The organism is Mycobacterium sp. 29Ha (assembly GCF_032883055.1).
In the GTDB taxonomy this organism is placed as follows: Bacteria; Actinomycetota; Actinomycetes; order Mycobacteriales; family Mycobacteriaceae; genus Mycobacterium; species Mycobacterium gallinarum.
The window spans coordinates 1-21,161 of record NZ_JAMQTI010000041.1 but is presented as its reverse complement, the minus strand read 5'-3'; the positions used below and the strand labels follow the sequence as shown (position 1 = coordinate 21,161).

The window sequence follows — 21,161 nt, the reverse complement described above, 5'->3', positions numbered from 1 at the left end:
GCATATGACCTCCAACGTCACGCCGCGCCGTCCCGCCAAGGGCAAGCAGGTCCGCGCGGACCGCACGCGGGCGATGGTCATCGACGAGACCGTGCACTGCGTCCTCGAGGAGGGATTCGGCGCCGCGAGTGCCAAACACATCACCGAGCGCGCCGGTGTGACGTGGGGAGTGATTCAGTACCACTTCGGTGACCGCGACGGTCTGCTGATGGCCGTCGTCGACAGTGGCTTCAGCGAGTTGCTGGCGAAACTGCGAGAGGTCGAGCCGAAACTGGGCTCGCACATCGGACGCGCGAGAACCGAACTTCTGGTCAACACCGTCGCGGACGCCTTTTTGAGTCCGACATCGATTGCGGCACTGGAGATTCTGATCGCGACGAGGGCCAGCCGTGCGGACGTCGATCAACGTCATCTGCTCGATCTGTTTGCGACGCTCACCGGCCTCGGTCGTTATGTCGCCGAGGGACTCGAGCCCGAGCGCGCAGACGCGGTCGGCAATCTCGTGTGGACCACGTTGATGGGCGCCATGGTGGCCACCATGGCGGTGCCGGACCCCGTCGACGTCAGCCGCGAACTACGTGCGTTGACCGATGCGATCACGGCGTACGTCGACGAGGCGCGCAGAGGTTAGCGCGGTGCGGCCGGTGTCGGCTCGGTCGCGGCACCGGCCGGCGCCGCCGCGCGGCGGTGGGTGGCGAGCACGCAACCGACGAGGATGAGCACCAGGGCAGCGACGTTCCACGGCGTGAGCGGCTCGTTCAGCACGATGACGCCGGCCGCCAAGGCCACCGCCGGATTGATGTAGGTGAATACCAGCGCGCGAGCCGCCCCGACCTCGCGGATCAGGGCGAAGAACACCATGAACGCCAACGCCGTGCAGATCACGGCGAGCCCGACGAGTGCCAAAAGTACTTGAGTGGACGGCATTTCAGATGGCCAGGTGACTGCCGCCGGCACCGCATACACCAGTGCCGCGAAGCCGAGACACACTGCAGTCATCGGCAGTGCCGGCACCTCGGCTAGATGGCGCGCGGCGATCAGCGGTGCGATCGCGTAACACGTCGCCACCAACAGAACCTCGATGATCGGCCACGTGCTGCCGCCGATGTGCGGGCCTGCGAGAACCGCGACACCCGCAATGCCGACGGCAAGACCGAGGATCCGTTTGGCGCCGAGTCGCTCGCCGCCGGTGAGGCGGTCCAGCAGCGCGGCGATGATCGGAGCCGCGGCGATGAGAAGACCGGTCATCGAACTGGTGAGGTGGCGTTCGGCGTCCGACAGCAGCCACCACGCGGCGATGATTTCGAAGAAGGCGAATCCCAGCAGCGCCTTCCAGTGGTCGCGCACGATGGTCACCGTCCGCCGCGACAGGACCAGCGGAAGCAGGACCGCGGCGCCGACGGCGACGCGGGTGAACACCAGCACCGGAACCGAAACGCCATCGACCGCGATCTTGATCAGCAGGTAGGGGATACCCCAGATGATGCTCATCGCGAGGAACAGGATCCATCCGCGCGAGCTCACGCAGCCACCCTACGAAACGGTACCGACGGCCGTCGAAAGGTTTTCCGGGCTTTCCGTCACATCGAAATCGACGAAATGCAGACGTTTACTCGAACTTTTCCTGCAAAACGTGGATACCGATGATCAGGAACGGGTCAGCTTCGCGTAGCGGGTCACGTGATAGTCCGTCGAACCGAACTCGAACTGGACCGCGGTCAGCCGTTTGAAGTAATGACCGATCGCCAGTTCCTCTGTCATACCCATACCGCCGTGGAGCTGCACCGCCTGTTGACCGATGAAGCGAGCGGCGCGCCCGATCGTGGCCTTGGCCGCCGATGCCGCTCGGGCGCGGACGTTGGGTTCGGCATCGAGCTTGAGGACCGCGAGGTATACGGCCGCGACGGCCTGCTCGAGTTCCATGTACATGTCGACCATCCGATGCTGCAGCGCCTGAAAGCTGCCGATCGGCTGTCCGAACTGATGGCGCTGCTTGGCGTATTCGACGGTATCGGCCAACACCTTTCGCATGCAGCCGACCGCTTCGGAGCAGACGGCCACGGCGCCTTCGTCGCGCGCTGTGGCGATCGACGGCCAAGCCTGACCTTCCTCGCCGAGCAGTGCGTCGCCAGGCAGCGCCAGCCCCTCGAAGACGATGTCGGCGGCGCGTCGGTCGTCGACGGTGCGATAGGGGTGCGTCTCGATACCGGTGGTCGCCCCGTCCAGGTCGACGACGAACAGCGAGATGCCGTCATCGGTGCGGGCGGTCACGAGCAGGTGTGTCGCCAACGGCGCGCTCATCGCGACGATCTTCGACCCCCGAAGAACCCACCCGTCGCCGTCGCGTTCTGCGATCGTGGACACGTCCTGCCAGTTCTCGCCCGACGATGCTTCGGCCGCTGCCAGTGCGACGACCGCATTGCCTTCCACGACCTTTTCGAGCAGCGACGTCGCGACGGGACCGCCCGCACGGTGCAGCAGTCCGCCCGCGACCACGACGGTGTCCACGTAGGGCTCCACCACCAACGCGTGCCCGAGCGCCTCAGCGATCACCATGATCTCGACCGGGCCGCCGCCGATGCCGCCGACATCCTCGGGCAGTGCGGCGCCGAGGATGCCGAGTTCATTGGCGAACCCACTCCAGATGTCGGGCTGCCAGCCAGGACCGGTCTTCGCCGCGGCGCGGCTCTTCTCGAGGTCGTATCGGGTCGACAGGAACTTGCCGAGCCCGTCGCGCAGCAGTTCCTGTTCCTTGCTCAGGTTGAAGTCCATGTGATGCCGCCTATCAAAGTCCGAGAGCCGCTTTGGCCAGGATGTTGCGCTGAATCTCGTTGCTGCCCGCGTAGATCGAGCCGGCGCGATCGTTGAGATAGCGCAGCGGCGCGACCGCCTGCCACTCGTCGCCACTGATGTAGTCGTCGGCGGGCGGCTCGTATTCGGTGACCGGGCCGCCGGGGCAGGTCGCGTGTGGTTGGTACACGCGTCCGCGGGGGCCTGCCGCTTCCATCGCGAGCTCGGTCAGTGACTGACTCAACTCGGTGGCGATCACCTTGAGCATCGACGACGCCACGCCCGGATTCTTGCCCTCGGCGACCGCCGCGAGCACTCGGTATTCGAGAATTTCCAGCACCTCGGTGCGGATCCTGGCGTCGGCGAGCTTGCGCGCGAAGGCGGAGTCGTCGAGCAGTTGCCCGCCGGCGGGACCGGGCTGATCGGCGGCGACGGAGGCGATCTCGTCGGCCATCACCTGCAGCGCCGGGGATGACGCGCCGCCGCCGCGCTCGAACTCCAACAGGTACTTGGCGACGGTCCAGCCGTCGTCGATCTTGCCGAGCACATTCGCCTTGGGCACCCTGACCTCATCGAAGAAGACCTGGTTCTGCACCTCCTCGCCTGAGGTCATGACCAGGGGGCGGATCTCGATGCCCGGCGTTGTCATGTCGATGAGGACAAAGGTGATGCCCTGCTGCTTCTTCTGCGCCTTCGAGGTCCGCACCAACGCGAACATCCAGTTTGCCTCGCGGGCGTGGGTCGTCCAGATCTTGCTTCCCGTGCACACCAGGTCGTCACCGTCATCGACGGCCGCCATCGACAGTGCCGCCAGATCGGAGCCCGCTTCCGGTTCGGAATAGCCCTGGCAGAAGAACACCTCGCCGGTCAGGATCCGGGGCAAAAAGAAGTCCTTCTGCTTGTCCGTGCCGAACTTCACCAGCGCGTGCGAGACCATGCGGATCCCCATCGGAGACAGCGAAGGCGCTCCGGCGAGCTGTGATTCTGCTGGTGGAGTGTACGTATTTCGTGCGTGCACTATTCCTTGCTTCTTAGGGCAGTCAGTTTCCTTCGAGTCCGCAACTATCGACGACTAACGAGTTTGTGCGAAGTACCTCTTGTGCTGTGAGCCTTGATGCGCGGAAGAGTTGCCGATCGAGGCCGCCTTGGCCCGCCGTGCTCCGGCGTACTCGACTGTCCTAGGTGAAGGACCATCTCACTGTCCTCCTACATCGAGGATTCGAGACGCGCGGTATCAGACAGGAAATGAGGCACGGCAAACCAGGCGCGAAGTAACCGCAGCCGGGCCGCGTGAGGAGTCTCGTTTCTCTAGAAACGAGACGGCGGGCTCGTGCAAGGCAAGGCCCCGTCTCGGTCTTGTCTCATTGGCTTCGTTAGTCGTTGACCTGCGAGTCTGCGGGCATGGGCAGTTGGTCATTGACCACGGCTGCGCACAGTGCCTGGGCGAGGCTGTATTGGGTGGGTAGCCCAGCTGGTGAGGGATGAACACGACAAGCTAGTCCGGGTTCGCTGCCAGATTGCGCCCAAGGATCGACGCCGTTGATCCTGATGGTGGGCGATCCCACGAAGGTCTGGTGAATCGCTTCGGCGGTGGTCTCAATCATGTTGATGTATACCGGTGTTCGAGTGAGACCCAGTTCGTCGAGCGTCACCCTCAGCAGTGCCTCGGCGAGCGTGGCGTGAGGGCAACCGGCAATCACGAGCAGCTCCACCCGAGGGCCGAGGTAGGTCGCTCCACCGTCGTGTTGTGTCGTCTCGTTGGGTGTGTTCGACGCGTCCCGAACAACGCGCCCCTCGTTCGCATCGCTGAACGCTGTTTGGTCCGACAACTTGGTCACCCTCTTTCTCGTTGGCCGATCCGGGCGCGCCGGGCCCCGGAGCATCATCTACTATCTCGGTACCGACATAGTAGATGCTTGATGCTCGGCGGGCCGATCGGTCGGCGGCCGCAGCAATGTGAAAGAAGGAGCAAATGTGTTTCGCGGACTCGGTGTGATGGTGGCGCTGGTGGCGGTGGCGGCGCTGTTTGGTGTGGGACTCGCCGCGACGGCGTCGGCTTCCGATGACTGTATGCACCGCTTTGGGTCTCAGCAGCAGGCCGAGATGGGGGGTGGCGTACAGGAGTGGTCAGTCACCAACCTCACGAAGAGCGCGGATCCCGCGCCTGGATATCCGCTGGCCGGACAGCTATGGGAGGCGACCGCGTCGGTCACGGCGACCTCAGGGGGATCGACGCCCATCATCCCCAATTTCAACGCCTCCACTGCTGATGGCGGCAGCTATCGCGTGCTGTGGCAAATGGCGAGCCCGCAGGGGATTTCTGGCGCCGCACTGGCTCAGGGCCAGACCGCTACGGGCAAGATCTACTTCGACGTCACCGGTGGCGACCCCGTCGCCGTGAGCTACGACGCTGGAGGTTCTGAACCGCTGATGTGGTGCTGCAGCGAGGCGATGATGTGCTGTAGCGGAGCGATGATGGCGATGCAGCCAATGCCGATGGATGACTGCGCCTGTTGTACCGATCCGGAACCGTGCCCGTGTTGTGCAGGAAACATGTAACCGTCAAACCCAAGGAAACCGGCCCGTCAGAACATGACGTGGTGGACGCATCGTCGGAGGGTCATGCCGCCGTCGGCGCGCAATGTCGGTTCTCCGTACCGAGGCCGTAGGCTGGTGCAGGAGGTGTGCTTATCGCACGGCAACCCCGGCAAGGACCGAAGACGAGGTAGGTGAGAGTAGCGGTGCGGGTGTTCGGTGAACTCGAGACCGTAGTCATGGCGCGGTTGTGGGAATCCGGCGGCAGCGGTACCGCCCGGGAGGTGGTCGAACAGCTTCGCACCGATCGCGAGATCGCCTACACCACAGTGCTGTCGACCATGGAGAATCTCTACCGCAAGGGTCACCTCCTGCGGGAACGGGAGGGCAAAGCGTTCCGCTACCGCACCGTGCTGAGCCATCCCGAACACATCGCCGCGCTCATGCGCGAAGCGTTGAGCGGCGGTGGCGAACACGACACAGCCGCGGTTCTGGCGCATTTCGTCGGGGAGATGAGTGCCGACGAGCTGGCAGGGCTCAAAGAGGTCATCCGCCGCCGGGGCCGGACATCGCCGAAACCATGAGCATGGCCGTCTGCCTCGCGGTTTACGCGCTGGCCTTGAGCGTTTTGGCGCCGCCATTGCTGTTGCGTGCCAATCTCCACGGTGCTGCCCCCCGCCTCGGTGTCAGCGCCTGGCTCGCCGTGATGGCCTCCGTGCTCGCGGCCTCGATCGGGGCGTTCACCCTGCTGGTGACCCATGTCCTCACCTCGGAAGGTGACATTGGTCTGATGGTGACCGGGTGCCTGGCCGGCTTGGGTTTCATCGTCCACGGCGGTTATGGCGAGTTGTTGCAGGTCAGCTTTCTAGCGCTGGCCGCGATGAGCACCCTGACGGTCGTGGTTCTGGGCAGCCGCGTGGTGCTCGCAATACGCCGTTCGCATCGGGGCAGTAGAGACCACGTCAGCGCCGCCCGGATCGCCGCCGGTGACACCTTGCCGGGGCCTGGAGGCGCCCTGATCATCGACAGCGCTCAGCGCGGGGTGTATTGCCTTGCTGGGCGACCCCACACCATCGTCATGACCCGCGGCGCGCTCGACGCCCTCGATGGCGCCGAACTGGCCGCAGTCCTCGCTCATGAACGCGCCCACCTGAGCGGACGCCACCATCATGTCCTGGCCGTCACCGCCGCTCTGGGCGCGATGCTGCCGCGGGTGCAGCTCTTCGCCAAGGGCGCCAGCGAGATCGCTCGCCTTTTGGAGATGTGCGCCGACGACGCCGCCGCCCGACGACACAGCTGCGACACCATCGTCGACGCACTTGTTGCCCTCAGCCTTCCAGGCCCCACCTCGACATCACCGATGCCGGCCGCGGCGCTTGGTGCGACGGGATTGGCCGTCACTCAGCGTGTGGAACGACTTCTATTTCCGCCGAACCGGATTCGCGCCCGCCTTTACCTCACTGTGGCGACGGGCGCGGCCCTGCTCGGACCACTCCTGGCCGCCGCGCTGATGCTTGCGCCATCGATATGCCTCTGACCCGAGGCGCAACCCGAACAGCTGCTGCGGCAACCCCAACGAGCCGACGAGCGGATCGGGTGGTCGCTGGAAGCCAGCCGCATGTAGACACCCTTCAAACGAAAGAGGTGGCTCCACTCGTCGTGCGCCTGGGTCAGTCGTCGTAGTTGGCGCGGCGGGTTCGCCCTCCTTCAGGTTGTTTGCCTTCATTAATGGCCAAGAACCGTTCGGCGCATCGGCCGGAGCAGAACCATATGTCTTGATCGTCGTGCCGCACATGGTGGCTGGTTGTGCGCGGATCAATTCGAACCCCACACACGGGGTCAACGGGATATCGGGGCGGTGGGAGCGACACGCGATACACCGCCATAGGAGATGCGATATTGCGGAGCGCGGTGGCGCCCAAAGAGCGGACCGCGAGACCCAACCCTTCGCATGCGGGCAGTATCGGATCGGTGACTATTGCCTGGCCTGCGCCGGCCAGCGCTGTCACGCGTGCGGCGGTGTTAACCGCATGCCCGAAGAAATCGTTGTCACGTTCGACGGCGCTCCCGTGATGGATTCCGACTCGGAGCACGAGGAAGCCGTCTTCGGCAGCGGCGCGATCGGCCAGCGCCACGATCGTCGCCATCATCTGTTCAGGACCAGGGGCGCGCAGCATCACCGCGTCCCCCATGCTTTTCACCAGGCTGACATGAACGGTGAGCGAGTCTCGCGCGAGGTCTACCAGCCGCCCGGCGAGAAGGGCGGCTTCCTCGTCGCCGCACATCTCAGTCAAGGCCGTAAAGCCGGACAGATCGACGAAAGCGAACGTTGCGTCCGCTGCAGCGGCCTCACCCATGGTTGGCCATTCTCACTCACGTCGCCCGTCGTTACAGTCGATCTGTGCGCTTCAGGCCTACCGCGGCGGCGGCCATCACCGTGCACCACCGTTGACGAGCGGCTTGGTGGCGACACCGAGCAGATAATCGCCCCGAATGCGGGTGACAGAGCCGAGGATGAGCAGGCCGTGCCGGCGGAGTTCGTCAACAAACTGTTCAGCGGTGAAGCGGTCGTCGGTGGGATGGTCGAACAGTCGCCGGTAGGTCGGGCGGTCGAGGGCGTGTTTGGTGACCTCTTCGAAGTAGAACCGTCCACCGGGGGCGAGCACCCGCGCGGCTTCTGCCACCGCGGTACGCCACTGCGGAATGTGGTGGATGATGCCGAAGTCGAACACCGCGTCGTAGCTGTCGTCGTCAGCGTCGAGCGCGGCCCGCAGGTCCGTGGCACTGCCACGGACCAAGGTGACCCGATTTCCGCAGGGTGCCAGCCGCTTACGGGCGCGATCGATCATCGTCGGATCCAGATCGAGGGCATCGATCCGGTCGGCGCCGAAGCGTTGTAGCACCAGCTGTGAGCCGTAGCCCGGTCCACAGCCAATCTCGAGGGCTGTACTGCCCGGCGGGATACGGCCCCCTAAGCGCAGCAGTACCGGCACTTCGTAGAAACGTTGCAGCCACCGCCGGGGCGGCGAATTGATCAGGGCAGTCTCGACCCGATTCATCAACACCTCAGAACCCTTTCCCTTCACGGCAGCCATCGCTCTATAAGGGTGCGACATCGCCAGCTAATAATCTACATACGACGCTATCATCGGTGTTTGACGATGAAAAGGGTGTGCGACGATCGGTCTTGTCCGGCACGCCGTCATCGGAGGTGATTCTGTCGTTCAGCTTGCGGATCGACCGAACCAGCGGTGTCGTCGGGTGACGGCGAATTCGGCTTTCTCGTCGGCCAGGTCGGTGGAGGGCCCGATGAAGGGGGCGGTGGGTTTGGACCCGGAGAGGAAGTCGGCGTCGACCTTACCGACCCGTCCATCGCCGAACTCGATGTAGCAGACCCCGCGCCCGGAATACTTGGCGGTAAATGGTGTCCCGTGCAGCTGTGCGGCGATGTGGGCGGCAACGGTGCCGGCAGCGTCTTCGGCGTAAACCCCGGCGCGGGGTACGGGTGCGTCGGCGCAGTCGCCGATGGCATACACACCAGCATGTTTGGTGGCGAGCGTGGCGGGGTCGACGGCGATCCATCCGTCGTTGCCTCCAGCAGTCAGCCCGGAGGCGTCGATCACGTCGGGGACGCGGTGTTTGGGGATGCCGATGAACAAGTCGTAGGGCTCGGTGTCGGTGTCGGTGTGGGCTAGGTGTTGGTTCGGGTCCAGTGAATGGATCTTGGTCTCAGGCCGGTAGATGATGCAACGTTCGGCCATGGCGGTGATCAGCGCTTCGGATGTTTCCGGGGAGACCGGGATCGGAGAGGGCATGGGGCTGATCACCTTGATGGTGACGGCGTCGCGGATGCCCCGCTCGACCAAGTGGGCATGTAGCAGCAGGACTGCCTCGTAGGGTGCTGGCGGGCACTTGAAGGGGACGCTGAGGACGCCCAGCACGATGGTGCCGCTGGTGAATTCAGCGAGGCGGTCGCGCAGTCGAGCGGCGCCATCCACCGTGTAGAAGTCGTAGCCGTCCTCGGTGAAGCCAGGGGTGGCTTCGGGCTCGTAGTCGGCGCCCAGGGCGATGACGAGGAAGTCGGGCTGATAGTCGGATTGGTCGGTGACGACGCGACGGGTGGCCGGGTCGATGGAGGTGATGCGTTCCTGGCGGAACTCCACGCCGGGCCTGGTCAGCTCGGCATACGGAATGCGGACATCCTCGGGGGTGCGATTCGTGAACAACACGTCGAGCTTGGAAAAGCCGAAGGTAAACCCGTCGTTGTGGTCGATCAGGATGACGTGCAGGTCGGCGAGGGTGTCGGAGAGTTGGGCGGCTAATTCCAGGCCGCCAAATCCGGCACCCAGGATCAGTACGGTCTTCTTCATTGGAGCGTCCCTCTTTCGTTGTAGTCGGACAATTGTTGATTCAGTCGGGGTCGGTACCGCACCCGAATGGGGTGGGCGCTGACGAGTGGTCAAATCTCGATGGGCCGGATTGACGTCACCCCCATTGCGTCATCCCGCCCACACCTTGGTCGACACAGCGTTTCGGGCCGAAGAATCCCAGGCTTCGCGCGCCGTGAACCGGCTTCCCGACCTGCAGACGACGTAACGCAGTGTCCGGGATGTCGACGAGACGCGCGGCCAGCACCTTTGATAGGCAGCGCGCCAAGGAAATGATGCACTGGTATTCCTAGGGCTTCGCGGGCATCCGCCACCCGACTGGCCGGCCGCGCCCCGCCTGGCAGCCAACTCGTCGACGGTGACTTCACAGGTTCATTCACCCTTCCTGTATACCCCCGCCGGTATACCCTGTCGATGGGTGGCGAAGTCACGGTCCGCCCTGATTTATTGAAATGCAAGGGCGGCCCGACCCTGCCTCTCCGACCACGGCGCGCCCCGTTTGCACCGAGCGCCACGACTGGCGTCGCAACGATCGGGTAGATACCCGGTGGGGTATACGATGGAACTACTGTTACGGAAGGGGTTTGGCGATGGTCGGCGATCAGGACAGCATCGTAGTGGTGCTCAATCGGTTGCGTCGTGCGCATGGTCAACTCGCGGGCGTGATCGCGATGATCGAGCAGGGCCGCGACTGCAAGGACGTGGTAACCCAGCTTGCCGCGGTGTCGCGCGCGCTGGACAAGGCCGGTTTCAAGATCGTGGCCACGGGTTTGCGAGAGTGCCTGGCCGGGCAGGTCGAAGGTGGGGCAGCGCCGATGACCGAGGCCGAGTTGGAGAAGCTGTTCTTGGCGTTGGCATGAAGGATGCGTGCAGTGCCTGGTATCGGCGTCGGAGACCGTGATGACTGACCTGCGGTGTGCTGCGTGAGAGCGTGCGTCCGGGCGTCGAAGCGGTGTCGCCGGTGACTGTGGTCATCACCTTGGTGCTGGGTGCGGTGATCGGGGTGCTGTTGGGGTTGCTCGGCGGCGGCGGGTCGATCCTGGCGGTCCCGGCGCTGGTCTATGCGCTCGGCCTCGGGGTCGAGCAGGCGATCCCCATGTCGCTCATCGTGGTGGCGGTGGCCTCGGCGGTGGGGGTGTTGCCCAGGTTGCGCGCTGGACAGGTGCAGTGGCGCCTGGCCGCTGTCTTCGCGGTGGCCGGCATACCGGCCGCCCTGCTCGGCAGCGCCATCGGCGAGCGCCTGCCTCAGCGGGTTCTGATGATCGGCTTCGCGATCCTCATGATCGGCGCCGGCCTGCGAATGTTGACCGATTCCACCGACGCCGGCACTGCCTGCACCGTCGGCGATGGCGGCATCAACTGGCGTCGCTGCGCACCGCGGTCCATTCCGGCGGGCTTCGCGGTCGGCCTGCTGACCGGGCTGTTCGGTGTGGGCGGTGGATTCGTCATCATTCCCGCCCTGGTGCTGTTGCTCGGTGTGCAGATGTCCGTCGCGATCGGCACCTCGCTGCTGATCATCGTCGCCAATTCCGCGGCCGGGGCGCTCTTTCACCTCGATGGGGCAAGCATCGACTGGTCCATTACAGCGGCGTTCGTTGCGACTGCGATCGGCGGCTCACTGGTCGCCGGGCACTATGGCGCCAGACTCGACACCGGCCGGTTGCAACACTGGTTCGCTTACCTGGTCTTCGCCGTGGCGGCATATGTCCTGCTGGACACGCTCGTCCTGACCTAACTGATCCCACCTTCATCAGCTGCCCCGTCCAAGAGGCTTCGATCCATACTGGCGGGGGTGAACATACTTTCAGCAATCCAGAAACCAGAAGGGAGTCTTTTCGTGGACGTCACGATTATCGACACCTCCAGTCTCGGCGACCGTAGTTACTTGGTCAGCAGCGGTTCGACGGGGGTCGTGATCGATCCGCAGCGTGACATCGACCGAGTGCTGGGCCTGGCCCAGCGGCGTGGGGTGCAAATCACCCACGTGCTGGAAACCCACATCCACAACGACTACGTCACCGGCGGATTGGAACTCGCCCGCACGGTGAGCGCCGAGTACGTGGTGCCCGCCGGCGACCAGGTGGACTACGAACGCCGCCCGGCGTGCGACGGGGATGTCATCGACGCCGGACCGATCCAGTTGGAGGTGATGCACACTCCCGGTCACACCCACCACCACGTCAGCTATGTGCTGCGCGACATCACCGGTGCGGTGACCGCAGTGTTCACCGGCGGATCCATGCTGCACGGCACCACCGGGCGCACCGATCTGTTGGGCGCCGAACACACGCACGAGTTGACCCGTGCCCAGTACCAGTCGGTGCACCGACTGGCAGCGGTGCTCCCCGATGCCACCTCGGTCTATCCCACCCACGGGTTCGGCAGTTTCTGCTCGGCGACCCCCGGCAGTGGTGATTCCTCGACCATCGCCGAGCAACGCCTGAGCAATCCGGCGCTCACCCAAGACGAGCAGGCCTATGTCGCGGAGCTGCTCGAGGGACTGTCGGCCTATCCCGCGTACTACGCCCACATGGGAGTGATTAACCAGGCTGGACCAGCTCCGGTGGACCTCTCGTTACCCGAACCGGTCGATCCCGAGGAGGTGCGGCGACGCATCGACGCTGGCCAGTGGGTAGTCGATCTGCGGAATCGCACCGCCTTCGCCGCAGGGCATCTCAGCGGCACGCTCGGGTTCGAACTGTCTGGCAGCTTCGTAACCTACCTGGGCTGGCTTCACCGGTGGGGCGAACCACTGACCCTGATCGGGGAAACACTCGATCAGATCGCTGAGGCCCGCCGCGAACTGGTCCGCATAGGCGTCGACCACCTCGACGGCGCCGCCACAGGAAACATCGACGATCTACGCGCCGGATCAACACTGCGCTGCTATCGGACCGCCGGTTTCGCCGACCTCGCCGAAACCCTAGGCAGTGGCGAGGATTTCGTCGTGCTCGACGTGCGACAACGCCAAGAGCACGACACCAGCCGCATCCCCGGCGCGATCAACATCCCGCTGCACCTACTCGCCGACCGCCTTCACGAACTGCCTGACATGCCGATCTGGGTGCACTGCGGCTCCGGGTACCGAGCGTCGATCGCCGCCTCCATCATCGACCGGGAAGGGGGCGTCGTGGTGCTCGTCGATGACGAGTACAGCACCGCGGACACCCTGGGCCTCACCTCCACACGACAACCCACCGACTCAACGTGACCATGGGAGGCCAGCAGCCCCGATAAGTGCCACCTGGCTGAATTGCATCAGGCGCAAGGCCAACAGATCGCCCTCAGCGTTCCATTGATGGCGGCGGCTTCACACCTTCCGCTCAGCCCCCTGGGACCGCAGCCGGCGTAAGCGGACACTCCAGGCGCGAAGTATCGCCGGGGACCATGTATCATCGTCAAATGGCGATGAATGTGTCGGATGATTGCGCGGCTGTCGGCTCAGCAGGTGGAACCTCTTCGAATCTGAATGCTGCGGTAGCGCTGTTTCATAGTCTCTCCGATTCCGCCCGGCTGGCGATCGTGCGCCGCCTGGCCGACGGTGAGGCGCGCGTGGCTGACTTGATCGGCGAGCTGGGGTTGGCGCAGTCCACTGTCTCAGCCCATGTCGCCTGTCTGCGGGACTGCGGTCTCGTGATCGGACGCCCCGAAGGCCGGCAGATGTTCTACTCGCTGACCCGACCGGAACTCATGGATCTGCTGGCCTCAGCGGAGACGCTGCTGGCCGCGACCGGCAACACGGTGGCGTTGTGCCCCAACTACGGAACCAACGCCCACACAACGACGACGATCGATACCGAGGAGCCCCGCCGATGAGTGACGCCTGCGGATGCGGCAACGACGAGCCCCGCGACACCGACGAACGGGACGGTGAGCCCGAACGGCTCTGGCAGATCAAGGAATTGCAGTTCGCCGCCATCTCCGGAGTCTTCCTGCTGGCTTCCCTGATCGCCGGAGGAGTCGATGCCGCCGAGTCGGTCGTGCTCACTCTGGAAGCGATCGGGCTGCTGGCCGGTGCCTACACCTTCGTGCCGTCTACCCTCAGACGGCTGGCCAAAGGCAAGATCGGCGTCGGCACGCTGATGACGATCGCCGCCGTCGGCGCGGTGATCCTCGGGGAAGTCGGCGAGGCCGCGATGCTGGCCTTCTTGTTCTCGATCAGCGAAGGGCTGGAAGAATATTCGTTGACCCGCACCCGCCGCGGGCTGCGCGCCCTGTTGTCACTGGTGCCCGACGAGGCGACCGTTCTACGCGATGGCGGCGAAAAGACCGTTGCGCCTGCGGAATTGCGGATCGGTGACCGTATGGTGGTCAAGCCCGGTGAGCGTCTCGCCACCGACGGCATCATCCGTCATGGCCGCACCGCGCTCGATGTTTCGGCCATTACCGGTGAGTCGGTTCCCGTGGAGGCCGGTCCCGGAGACGAGGTGTTCGCCGGGTCGATCAATGGCACCGGTGTGCTTGAGGTCGAGGTCACCACCACGGCCGAGGACAACTCGCTGGCCCGCATCGTGCGCATCGTGGAGGCCGAGCAATCCCGCAAGGGTTCCTCGCAGCGCCTGGCCGATCGCATCGCCAAACCACTGGTGCCCGGAATCATGATCGCCGCGGCGTCGATCGCGGTAATCGGCAGCGTGTTCGGCGACCCGGCCACGTGGATCGAACGCGCCTTGGTGGTGCTGGTCGCCGCGTCACCGTGCGCACTGGCGATTTCTGTGCCAGTCACGGTCGTCGCCGCCATTGGCGCCGCCAGCAAGCTGGGATCACTGGTCAAGGGCGGCGCCGCACTTGAAGGGCTCGGCAGAATCCGCGGGGTTGCCTTGGACAAGACCGGCACACTGACCGCCAATCGGCCCGCCGTCATCGAAGTCGTCACAATCAACGGATCGACCTCGGAACAGGTGCTGGACCTGGCCGCAGCGTTGGAGTCGCGCAGCGAGCATCCCCTCGCCGCTGCGATCCTGGCCGCCGTTAAAGAGGTCACCCCAGCCACTGACGTCGAAGCCGTCACCGGAGCCGGACTCACCGGACATCGCGATGGGCACGCCATCCGGCTGGGCCGCCCCGGCTGGCTCGACCCAGGCCCACTGGCCGGTGACGTCACCCGGATGCAGCAGGCCGGTGCCACCGCCGTCCTCGTCGAAGTTGCCGGTCAGGTGGTGGGCGCCGTTGCCGTGCGCGACGAGCTGCGCCCCGAAGCCGCCGAAGTCATCGCCCAACTGCGCCGCGACGGCTACCACGTGGCCATGCTCACCGGCGACAACCACACCACCGCAGCGAGTTTGGCCCGCGATGTCGGTATCGAGGACGTGCACGCCGAGCTGCGCCCCGAGGACAAGGCCCGACTGATCGAACAGCTTCGCAGCCAGCGTCCCACAGCGATGGTCGGCGACGGGGTCAACGACGCTCCCGCGCTGGCCACCGCCGACATCGGCATCGCCATGGGAGCGATGGGCACCGACGTTGCCATCGAAACAGCCGACGTGGCGTTGATGGGCGAAGACCTGCGCCACCTTCCTCAAGCGTTCCGGCACGCCCGCCGTGCGCGGCGAATCATGTTGCAGAACCTCGGTCTATCCCTCGGGCTGATCATCGTGCTGATGCCGCTGGCGCTGTTCGGCATCCTCGGACTGGCCGCCGTCGTGCTCGTCCACGAACTCGCCGAGATCATCGTCATTGCCAACGGGGTGCGCGCTGGGCGTACCAAACCGCTGGCCGATGCGGCACTGCACGAGGTGGCGCGACCGATACGCGCGGCCGTCGTGGGTGCGCCGTCGTGACCACCGACCACACCGACACCGACACCCGAGTGAGACGGGGGCGGATCGCCCTTGCCGCCACGGTGGTCACCGTGGCGGCACTTGACCTGGGCTTGAAGGCGTGGGCCGGTCGCGCACTGACCGGCGGCAACTCAACAGATCTCGGGCTGCTAGATCTGCGGCTGGCGTTCAACCCCGGTGTGGCATTCAGTCTCGGGGACACCCTGCCGCCAGCGGCCCTGCTCGGCGTCACCGGCCTGATCGTGGCCGGTTTGGCAGTGTTCGCGGTACGCCTCACGCGCACCGCGGCGCTGCCCGTCGTGCTGGCACTTGCGGCGATGCTGGGTGGGGCGGTGGCCAACGTGATCGACCGCGCCGCTGATGGGCAGGTCACCGACTACCTACACACTGGCTGGTTTCCCACCTTCAACCTCGCTGACGTCTTCGTCGTCACCGGGGCAGCCGCCCTCGTTGTGGCTAGTTGGCGGGCAAGCGATACCGCAGACTCGGAGGTAAACGGATGATCTTGTCCTCAGTGCTGCCCGCAATCGGCCTGTTCATCGTCACCAACATCGACGACATCATCGTGCTCTCACTGTTTTTCGCCCGCGGCGCAGGACAACGCGGAACCACGGCCCGGATCACCGCAGGCCAATACCTGGGATTCGCCGGGATTCTGGGTGCGGCTGTGCTCGTGACGCTGGGTGCCGGAGCGTTCCTTCCCCCAGAAGTGATCCCGTACTTCGGACTCATCCCCCTCGCCCTGGGACTGTGGGCGGCGTGGCAAACCTGGCGCGGCAACGATGATGATGATGACGACGACGGCAAAGTCGCTGGCAAGAACGTCGGCGTGTTAACCGTCGCAGCAGTCACCTTCGCCAACGGCGGCGACAACATCGGCGTCTACGTTCCGGTGTTCTTGAGCGTGGGACCGGCGGCCGTGGTGGCTTACTGTGCCGTGTTCCTCGTGCTCGTCTCGGTGCTGGTCGTCGCCGCCAGATTCGTCGCCACCCGCCGGCCGATCGCAGAAGTCCTCGAACGCTGGGAACACGTCCTCTTCCCGATCGTCCTGATAGGCCTGGGCATCGTGATCCTCGTCAGCGGTCTCGCCTTCGAGAACTAGGCAGCCACGAACACCAGCGGTGCACTCCGGCGCCAACATGAACCATCGAGAGGACTCCTCGTGACTAGCCTTAGGCAAATCGTCGCCGTCGTGGCAGCCCTTATCGTCGCAGCCACGGTTGCCGGCTGCACCACCGGCGAGGGCGCCGTCGCCCAAGGCGGCACCTTTGACTTCGTATCGCCCGGCGGACAGACCGCGATCTTCTATGACCCTCCCTCCACACGAGGCACGATCGGGGATCTAACCGGACCCGATCTGTTTACCGACGCACCGATCCGGTTGTCGGATTTCACCGGGAAAGTGGTCCTCATCAATGTGTGGGGCTCCTGGTGTGCGCCATGCCGCACCGAAACTCCAGAACTGGAAACGGTTTACGCCGAATACCGTGACCGCGGCGTGCAGTTCCTGGGTATCGACGTCCGCGACAACCGCGACACCGCACGCGATTTCGTCACCGACCGCGACGTTCAATATCCCTCCATCTTCGACCCATCGCTGCGCAGCCTCATCACGCTGGGACGCACCTATCCAACCAGCGTCGTACCCACCACCATGGTCCTCGACCGCCAGCACAGAGTTGCAGCGGTGTATCTCATGGCACTACTGGCCGAAGACCTACGGCCGCTACTGGACCGGCTGACCACCGAGCCCTGACATATTGCATAGTGGCGAACCGGCCGCAGTACCCGCAGCACTCGCATCGTGGGGGTATCTGACCACGCCGCTAGGGATGCCTGACACGTTCGGCCAGCACCGCGCGGAAGCGCGGACAACTGGCGAGGTCGCCGTGTTCACAGCCGAGCGCGGTGTCGATAAGGGCGAGTGCGGCTTGGGCTTCGACGACGCGCTGGCTCAGCGCGTCGTACTGGTGTTGCAAGACCCTGTTGCGCTCGGCTGGGGTGGCTGCGGTCAACATCGCACGAATACTGTCAAGACTCATCCCGGCCGCCTTCGCCTGCACAATCGCGGCCACTCGATAGCGATCCGCAAGGCCGTACATTCGGTGACCCGTCGAGGTGCGGCGCGGAACCACCAACCCCATCTATTCCCAGTGACGCAGCACATGGGTAGCCAGCCCGAAATGTTCGGCCAACTCGCCGATCGAAATTTCTCGGCCCTCACCGCTTGACTTCATGTCGACATTAACGCGCACGCTGGCGGCCGTGTCTACAACCCTTCCCTTCTGCGGCCGCGGCACCGGCGTGGTCCGCGAGAACATCAACTTCGAATCCGGCGGCCAACGATGCGAGGGGTGGCTGTACCGGCCAACGAGTCCCCCACCGCATCCCTGCGTGGTGCTAGCCCATGGCATCGGCGGTATCCGAAGCGCGGCCTTGCCCGATTTCGCGATCCGCTTCGCCGCCGTCGGCATAGCCGCCCTCACCTTCGATTACCGCCACCTGGGCACCAGCGCCGGTGAACCCCGCGGCCTGATCGACATCAGGCGACAGCGCGCCGATGACCGCGCAGCCATCTCTCTCGTCCGCCGCTTCAGCGGCATCGATCATGACCGAATCGCCCTGTGGGGCACTTCTTTTGGCGGTGGACATGTACTTGCCACCGCCGGCCGCGACCACGACATCGCCGCGGCGATCATACAAAATCCGTTCGTCGACGGGCGCGCCGCAGCCGCCGCGGCAATCCGCTACGCCCGCCGACGGCATGGCTATCGGATGGCATGGCGAGGGATCCGCGACAACTTGCGTGCACGATGCGGCCGCGAACCCCTACGGATCGAGCTGGCCGGAGCACCCGGCTCAATGTCGATGTTGACCACACCCGATGCCGCCGCCGGATTTGCGTCGATCATGCCCGCCGACCCGGTCGGCTGGGAGCCCACGATCCCCGCCCGGATCGTGCTGCAGATGCGCGCCGACCGGCCGGCGCGCCGGGCCAATCTGGTGTCATGCCCGCTTCTGGTGTCCGTCTGCGACGGCGACGCCATTGCACCGCCCCAACCCGCGATCGAAGTGGCCAAGCACGCGCCGCGCGGAGAGCTACAACGCTACCCCATCGGGCATTTCGACCTATTCAATGAACCTTGGATAGATCGCGTCGTCAACGATCAGATCGCATTCTTGCGCCGCACCCTTCTACAACCCCATACCGAACAGAGGTGACCAGCATTGACATCGACGATGCTCGCCCCTACGCCCCGACTACCTCGGGTACCCCTTAGTGTCGCCGGTCGAGCACCCGATGCAGCCATCCCAACACTTGTCCTGTTGGGCTAAGCAAGCTGAATCGGGCTCGGGACGATGCGCAGGTAAGCCCGGGGTGCTTGCCACCCGTTCGGATAGATCTGGCGGGCTTCCTCGTCGCTGACCGAATTGGAGATGATCACATCGTCGCCTTGGCGCCACTGCGCCGGAGTGGCGACCTTGTGGGTGGCGGTCAACTGCAGCGCGTCGATCACGCGCAGCACCTCATCGAAGTTGCGTCCGATGGTCATCGGGTAGATCAGCACCAGTGCGATGGTCTTGTCGGGGGAAATCACAAAGACGTTGCGCAGCGTCGCATTCTGCGCGGGAGTTCGGTCAGTGGGGTCCCCGGCGGCGTCGGCGGGCAGCATCCCGTAGGCCTTGGACACCGCGAAATCGGTGTCGGCGATCATCGGATAATTGGGCGCGACGCCCTGGGTATCGGCGATGTCTTGTGACCAGCTGGCGTGGTTGTCGAGCGGATCGACCGACAGCCCGATGATCTTGACGTCGCGCCGGTCGAATTCGGTTTTGATCTTGGCCATGTAACCCAGTTCGGTGGTACACACCGGGGTGAAATCGCGGGGATGGGAGAACAGCACCGCCCAGCCATCGCCGATCCAGTCGTGAAACCGAAGCCGACCTTCGGTGGTATCGGCCTCGAAATCCGGGGCGGTGTCGCCGATCGTCAGAGTCATCGCAAACCTCTAATCTCAGGGAGAGGCACGTCCCCCTCCTTCTACTGTCTACGTACCTGAACAGTAGAAAGTTATTTCCATCTGCGCCACTACGGCTGGTACAGGCGATAGTGGAAGTAAACGAGGGTGACGATGCGGTCCGGCCGGTCGATGGTGGGGCGGCGATGGAGGCGCGGTAGACCGACGCGCAGCGCATGCGCACGTCGCGCCGGGGACGTGGCCAGCCAAGACTGCGGGCGGCGGGGCCAAAGGCACCGGGACCACGGTGCCGAGTTGTCGCCCATGGGCTGTCGTGGCGACAGGACAGGCACCGACACACCTCCCCCGGCTTGGATGACGCGCTGCCGTATTGTGCATGGCCGTTGAGTCACCAACGATTTCGGCGCAGACGGTCTACGGCTGAAGCCGCATCTGCGCATTACACGCCCGTCAAACGAGGGGTTGCGTGAGCGTCTCGAAACCGTTCCCAGCTATGGTACTAACCTCTGTAGTAGATACGTAGGTGATGACATGATGCAGATGGGCGTGGGCGGACCCAGTAGCTGGAGTGCAGAAGCGGTCGCAATGCGCAGCCGCCGATGAACGGATTCACCGAGATCGCCATGTCAGGGCACGTGCTGCTGGCGGTGCTGGTATCGGCATTGGCCGGATTGGTGTCTTTTGCCTCGCCCTGCGTGATTCCCCTGGTGCCGGGATACCTGTCCTACCTTGCAGCGGTCGTCGGGGTCGACGAGCAAAGCCAATCGACATCGCGAAGTGCGCGGCTGCGAGTAACTGCGGCCGCTGGATTGTTCATCGCCGGCTTCACAGCGGTGTTCCTGATGGGCACCATCGCGATCCTGGGTCTAACGGCGACGGTGATCACCAATCAGGTGTTGCTGCAGCGTATCGGCGGCGCCGTCACCATCCTGATGGGCCTGGTCTTCATGGGCTTCGTGCCCGCGCTGCAACGCCAGGCCCGGTTCACCCCGAAGTCGATGTCGACCATCGCGGGTGCGCCGCTGCTGGGCGGGGTGTTCGGCCTGGGCTGGACCCCGTGTCTGGGGCCCACACTCACTGGCGTGATTGCGATGTCCTCGGCCACAAATGGATCGGCCATCGCCCGCGGGGTAGTCCTCGTCGTGGCCTACTGTCTAGGTCTGGGCATTCCCTTTGTCCTGTTGGCGTTGGGATCTGCACGCGCGGTGCACGCGATGGGGTGGCTTCGTCGAAATACCAGGGAAATCCAGATCTTCGGCGGTGTACTGCTGGTCGCCGTGGGACTAGCGCTGGTGAGCGGGCTGTGGAACGAATTCATCTCTTGGGTCCGTGACACCTTCGTCACCAACACCACGCTGCCGATATGACACCAACTTTGCCCTGAGAGTCAGGCGGCTGGGCTGGCTCGCACCGACAACGCCAGATGGAGTGAGGAATTCGACCGATTGGGTCGCGCGATTACCTCACGCGCCCGGAAAGCAACGGTGCAACGCAGCAAACACTCACGTTGCGCGTGGAGGGCGACGTTGAAGGCGGTCGCGGGCGATATCACAGCCGTTTGAGTCGTTGGGGGTGCAGACTGCCATAGTTTCGGCACCCGGCCGAAGGTACCGGCTGCGGCAGTGCCGATGGGCCTAGCCCGGATTTTTCGCGCAATGTCGCCTGTGACGGTGTGTAGATAAGCGAAA

The 21,161-nt window shown here is 64.7% G+C and carries 22 protein-coding genes and 1 pseudogene; 14 read left to right on the top strand and 9 right to left on the bottom strand.

The features are described from left to right. Window positions 1–4: 4 nt before the first annotated feature. Entirely contained in the window at window positions 5–631 is a 627-nt protein-coding gene (locus tag M1248_RS31780; protein WP_317150741.1) for a TetR/AcrR family transcriptional regulator, read from the top strand. On the opposite strand, the gene M1248_RS31775 is transcribed toward M1248_RS31780, so the two are convergent. The 4 genes and pseudogenes from M1248_RS31775 to M1248_RS31760 all read right to left on the bottom strand — a co-directional run bounded on the left by M1248_RS31775 (window position 628) and on the right by M1248_RS31760 (window position 4,628). Then, entirely contained in the window at window positions 628–1,524 is an 897-nt protein-coding gene (locus M1248_RS31775) for a DMT family transporter (RefSeq protein WP_317150740.1), read from the bottom strand. The two genes, M1248_RS31780 and M1248_RS31775, sit on opposite strands and share 4 nt — an antisense overlap. Before the next feature lie 123 nt (window positions 1,525–1,647). After that, window positions 1,648–2,772 (bottom strand): acyl-CoA dehydrogenase family protein, encoded by a 1,125-nt coding sequence (locus M1248_RS31770; RefSeq protein WP_317150739.1) that lies wholly within the window; start codon window positions 2,770–2,772, stop codon window positions 1,648–1,650. Window positions 2,773–2,785: 13 nt separating this feature from the next. Further along, window positions 2,786–3,775, bottom strand: a pseudogene (locus tag M1248_RS31765) (acyl-CoA dehydrogenase family protein); the annotation flags it as partial. A 388-nt stretch (window positions 3,776–4,163) separates the two neighbouring features. After that, complete coding sequence (locus tag M1248_RS31760; protein WP_234714048.1) at window positions 4,164–4,628, bottom strand: hypothetical protein; 465 nt, start codon at window positions 4,626–4,628, stop codon at window positions 4,164–4,166. 157 nt (window positions 4,629–4,785) lie between these two features. Between M1248_RS31760 and M1248_RS31755 the strand changes: the two genes are divergently transcribed. The 3 genes from M1248_RS31755 (at window position 4,786) to M1248_RS31745 (ending at window position 6,862) form a co-directional block, all read left to right on the top strand. Next, window positions 4,786–5,349, top strand: coding sequence for an MPT63 family protein (locus M1248_RS31755; RefSeq protein ID WP_048471209.1), 564 nt, complete (start codon window positions 4,786–4,788; stop codon window positions 5,347–5,349). Window positions 5,350–5,519: 170 nt separating this feature from the next. Further along, window positions 5,520–5,909, top strand: coding sequence for a BlaI/MecI/CopY family transcriptional regulator (locus tag M1248_RS31750; RefSeq protein WP_013470257.1), 390 nt, complete (start codon window positions 5,520–5,522; stop codon window positions 5,907–5,909). Further along, complete coding sequence (locus M1248_RS31745) at window positions 5,906–6,862, top strand: M56 family metallopeptidase (protein WP_006247294.1); 957 nt, start codon at window positions 5,906–5,908, stop codon at window positions 6,860–6,862. Before M1248_RS31750 ends, M1248_RS31745 begins: the two co-directional genes overlap by 4 nt. 133 nt (window positions 6,863–6,995) lie before the next feature. Here M1248_RS31745 and M1248_RS31740 read toward each other — a convergent pair whose 3' ends face one another. The 3 genes from M1248_RS31740 to M1248_RS31730 form a co-directional block, all read right to left on the bottom strand. Then, complete coding sequence (locus M1248_RS31740) at window positions 6,996–7,682, bottom strand: adenylate/guanylate cyclase domain-containing protein (protein ID WP_006247293.1); 687 nt, start codon at window positions 7,680–7,682, stop codon at window positions 6,996–6,998. A 75-nt stretch (window positions 7,683–7,757) separates the two neighbouring features. After that, the gene (locus tag M1248_RS31735) at window positions 7,758–8,384 is read right to left on the bottom strand and encodes a class I SAM-dependent methyltransferase (protein ID WP_013470258.1); all 627 of its coding nucleotides are present in this window, start codon (window positions 8,382–8,384) and stop codon (window positions 7,758–7,760) included. A gap of 165 nt (window positions 8,385–8,549) precedes the next feature. Beyond that, window positions 8,550–9,695: an NAD(P)/FAD-dependent oxidoreductase gene (locus M1248_RS31730; protein ID WP_006247291.1), complete on the bottom strand. Its 1,146-nt coding sequence runs from the start codon at window positions 9,693–9,695 to the stop codon at window positions 8,550–8,552. Window positions 9,696–10,303: 608 nt separating this feature from the next. Here M1248_RS31730 and M1248_RS31725 point away from each other — a divergent pair. The 8 genes from M1248_RS31725 (at window position 10,304) to M1248_RS31690 (ending at window position 17,249) form a co-directional block, all read left to right on the top strand. Then, a complete protein-coding gene (locus M1248_RS31725) occupies window positions 10,304–10,573 on the top strand; it encodes a metal-sensitive transcriptional regulator (protein ID WP_006247290.1) in 270 nt (89 codons plus the stop codon). Window positions 10,574–10,674: 101 nt separating this feature from the next. Further along, the gene (locus M1248_RS31720; protein ID WP_027332155.1) at window positions 10,675–11,448 is read left to right on the top strand and encodes a sulfite exporter TauE/SafE family protein; all 774 of its coding nucleotides are present in this window, start codon (window positions 10,675–10,677) and stop codon (window positions 11,446–11,448) included. A gap of 102 nt (window positions 11,449–11,550) precedes the next feature. Then, a complete protein-coding gene (locus M1248_RS31715; protein ID WP_006247288.1) occupies window positions 11,551–12,924 on the top strand; it encodes an MBL fold metallo-hydrolase in 1,374 nt (457 codons plus the stop codon). Window positions 12,925–13,115: 191 nt separating this feature from the next. Beyond that, entirely contained in the window at window positions 13,116–13,529 is a 414-nt protein-coding gene (locus M1248_RS31710; protein WP_027332154.1) for an ArsR/SmtB family transcription factor, read from the top strand. Further along, complete coding sequence (locus M1248_RS31705; protein ID WP_006247286.1) at window positions 13,526–15,493, top strand: heavy metal translocating P-type ATPase; 1,968 nt, start codon at window positions 13,526–13,528, stop codon at window positions 15,491–15,493. The genes M1248_RS31710 and M1248_RS31705 overlap by 4 nt, the downstream gene beginning before the upstream one ends. Next, a complete protein-coding gene (lspA, locus tag M1248_RS31700) occupies window positions 15,490–15,996 on the top strand; it encodes a signal peptidase II (RefSeq protein ID WP_006247285.1) in 507 nt (168 codons plus the stop codon). Before M1248_RS31705 ends, lspA begins: the two co-directional genes overlap by 4 nt. Continuing rightward, window positions 15,993–16,595: a cadmium resistance transporter gene (locus tag M1248_RS31695; protein WP_006247284.1), complete on the top strand. Its 603-nt coding sequence runs from the start codon at window positions 15,993–15,995 to the stop codon at window positions 16,593–16,595. Before lspA ends, M1248_RS31695 begins: the two co-directional genes overlap by 4 nt. Before the next feature lie 60 nt (window positions 16,596–16,655). Further along, window positions 16,656–17,249 carry a TlpA family protein disulfide reductase gene (locus M1248_RS31690; protein ID WP_006247283.1) on the top strand — a complete coding sequence of 198 codons (594 nt, stop codon included), beginning with the start codon at window positions 16,656–16,658 and terminating at the stop codon, window positions 17,247–17,249. Between the two features lie 70 nt (window positions 17,250–17,319). On the opposite strand, the gene M1248_RS31685 is transcribed toward M1248_RS31690, so the two are convergent. Then, on the bottom strand, window positions 17,320–17,637 hold the full coding sequence (locus M1248_RS31685) for a MerR family transcriptional regulator (protein ID WP_006247282.1): 318 nt from the start codon (window positions 17,635–17,637) through the stop codon (window positions 17,320–17,322). Window positions 17,638–17,758: 121 nt separating this feature from the next. On the opposite strand from M1248_RS31685, the gene M1248_RS31680 reads away from it, so the two are divergent. Then, window positions 17,759–18,715, top strand: a complete 957-nt coding sequence (locus M1248_RS31680; protein ID WP_158022687.1) for an alpha/beta hydrolase — start codon at window positions 17,759–17,761, stop codon at window positions 18,713–18,715. Window positions 18,716–18,825: 110 nt separating this feature from the next. Here M1248_RS31680 and M1248_RS31675 read toward each other — a convergent pair whose 3' ends face one another. Continuing rightward, the gene (locus tag M1248_RS31675; protein ID WP_006247280.1) at window positions 18,826–19,494 is read right to left on the bottom strand and encodes a peroxiredoxin; all 669 of its coding nucleotides are present in this window, start codon (window positions 19,492–19,494) and stop codon (window positions 18,826–18,828) included. A gap of 578 nt (window positions 19,495–20,072) precedes the next feature. Between M1248_RS31675 and M1248_RS31670 the strand changes: the two genes are divergently transcribed. Further along, window positions 20,073–20,840 carry a cytochrome c biogenesis CcdA family protein gene (locus M1248_RS31670; protein ID WP_006247278.1) on the top strand — a complete coding sequence of 256 codons (768 nt, stop codon included), beginning with the start codon at window positions 20,073–20,075 and terminating at the stop codon, window positions 20,838–20,840. Window positions 20,841–21,161: the final 321 nt, after the last annotated feature.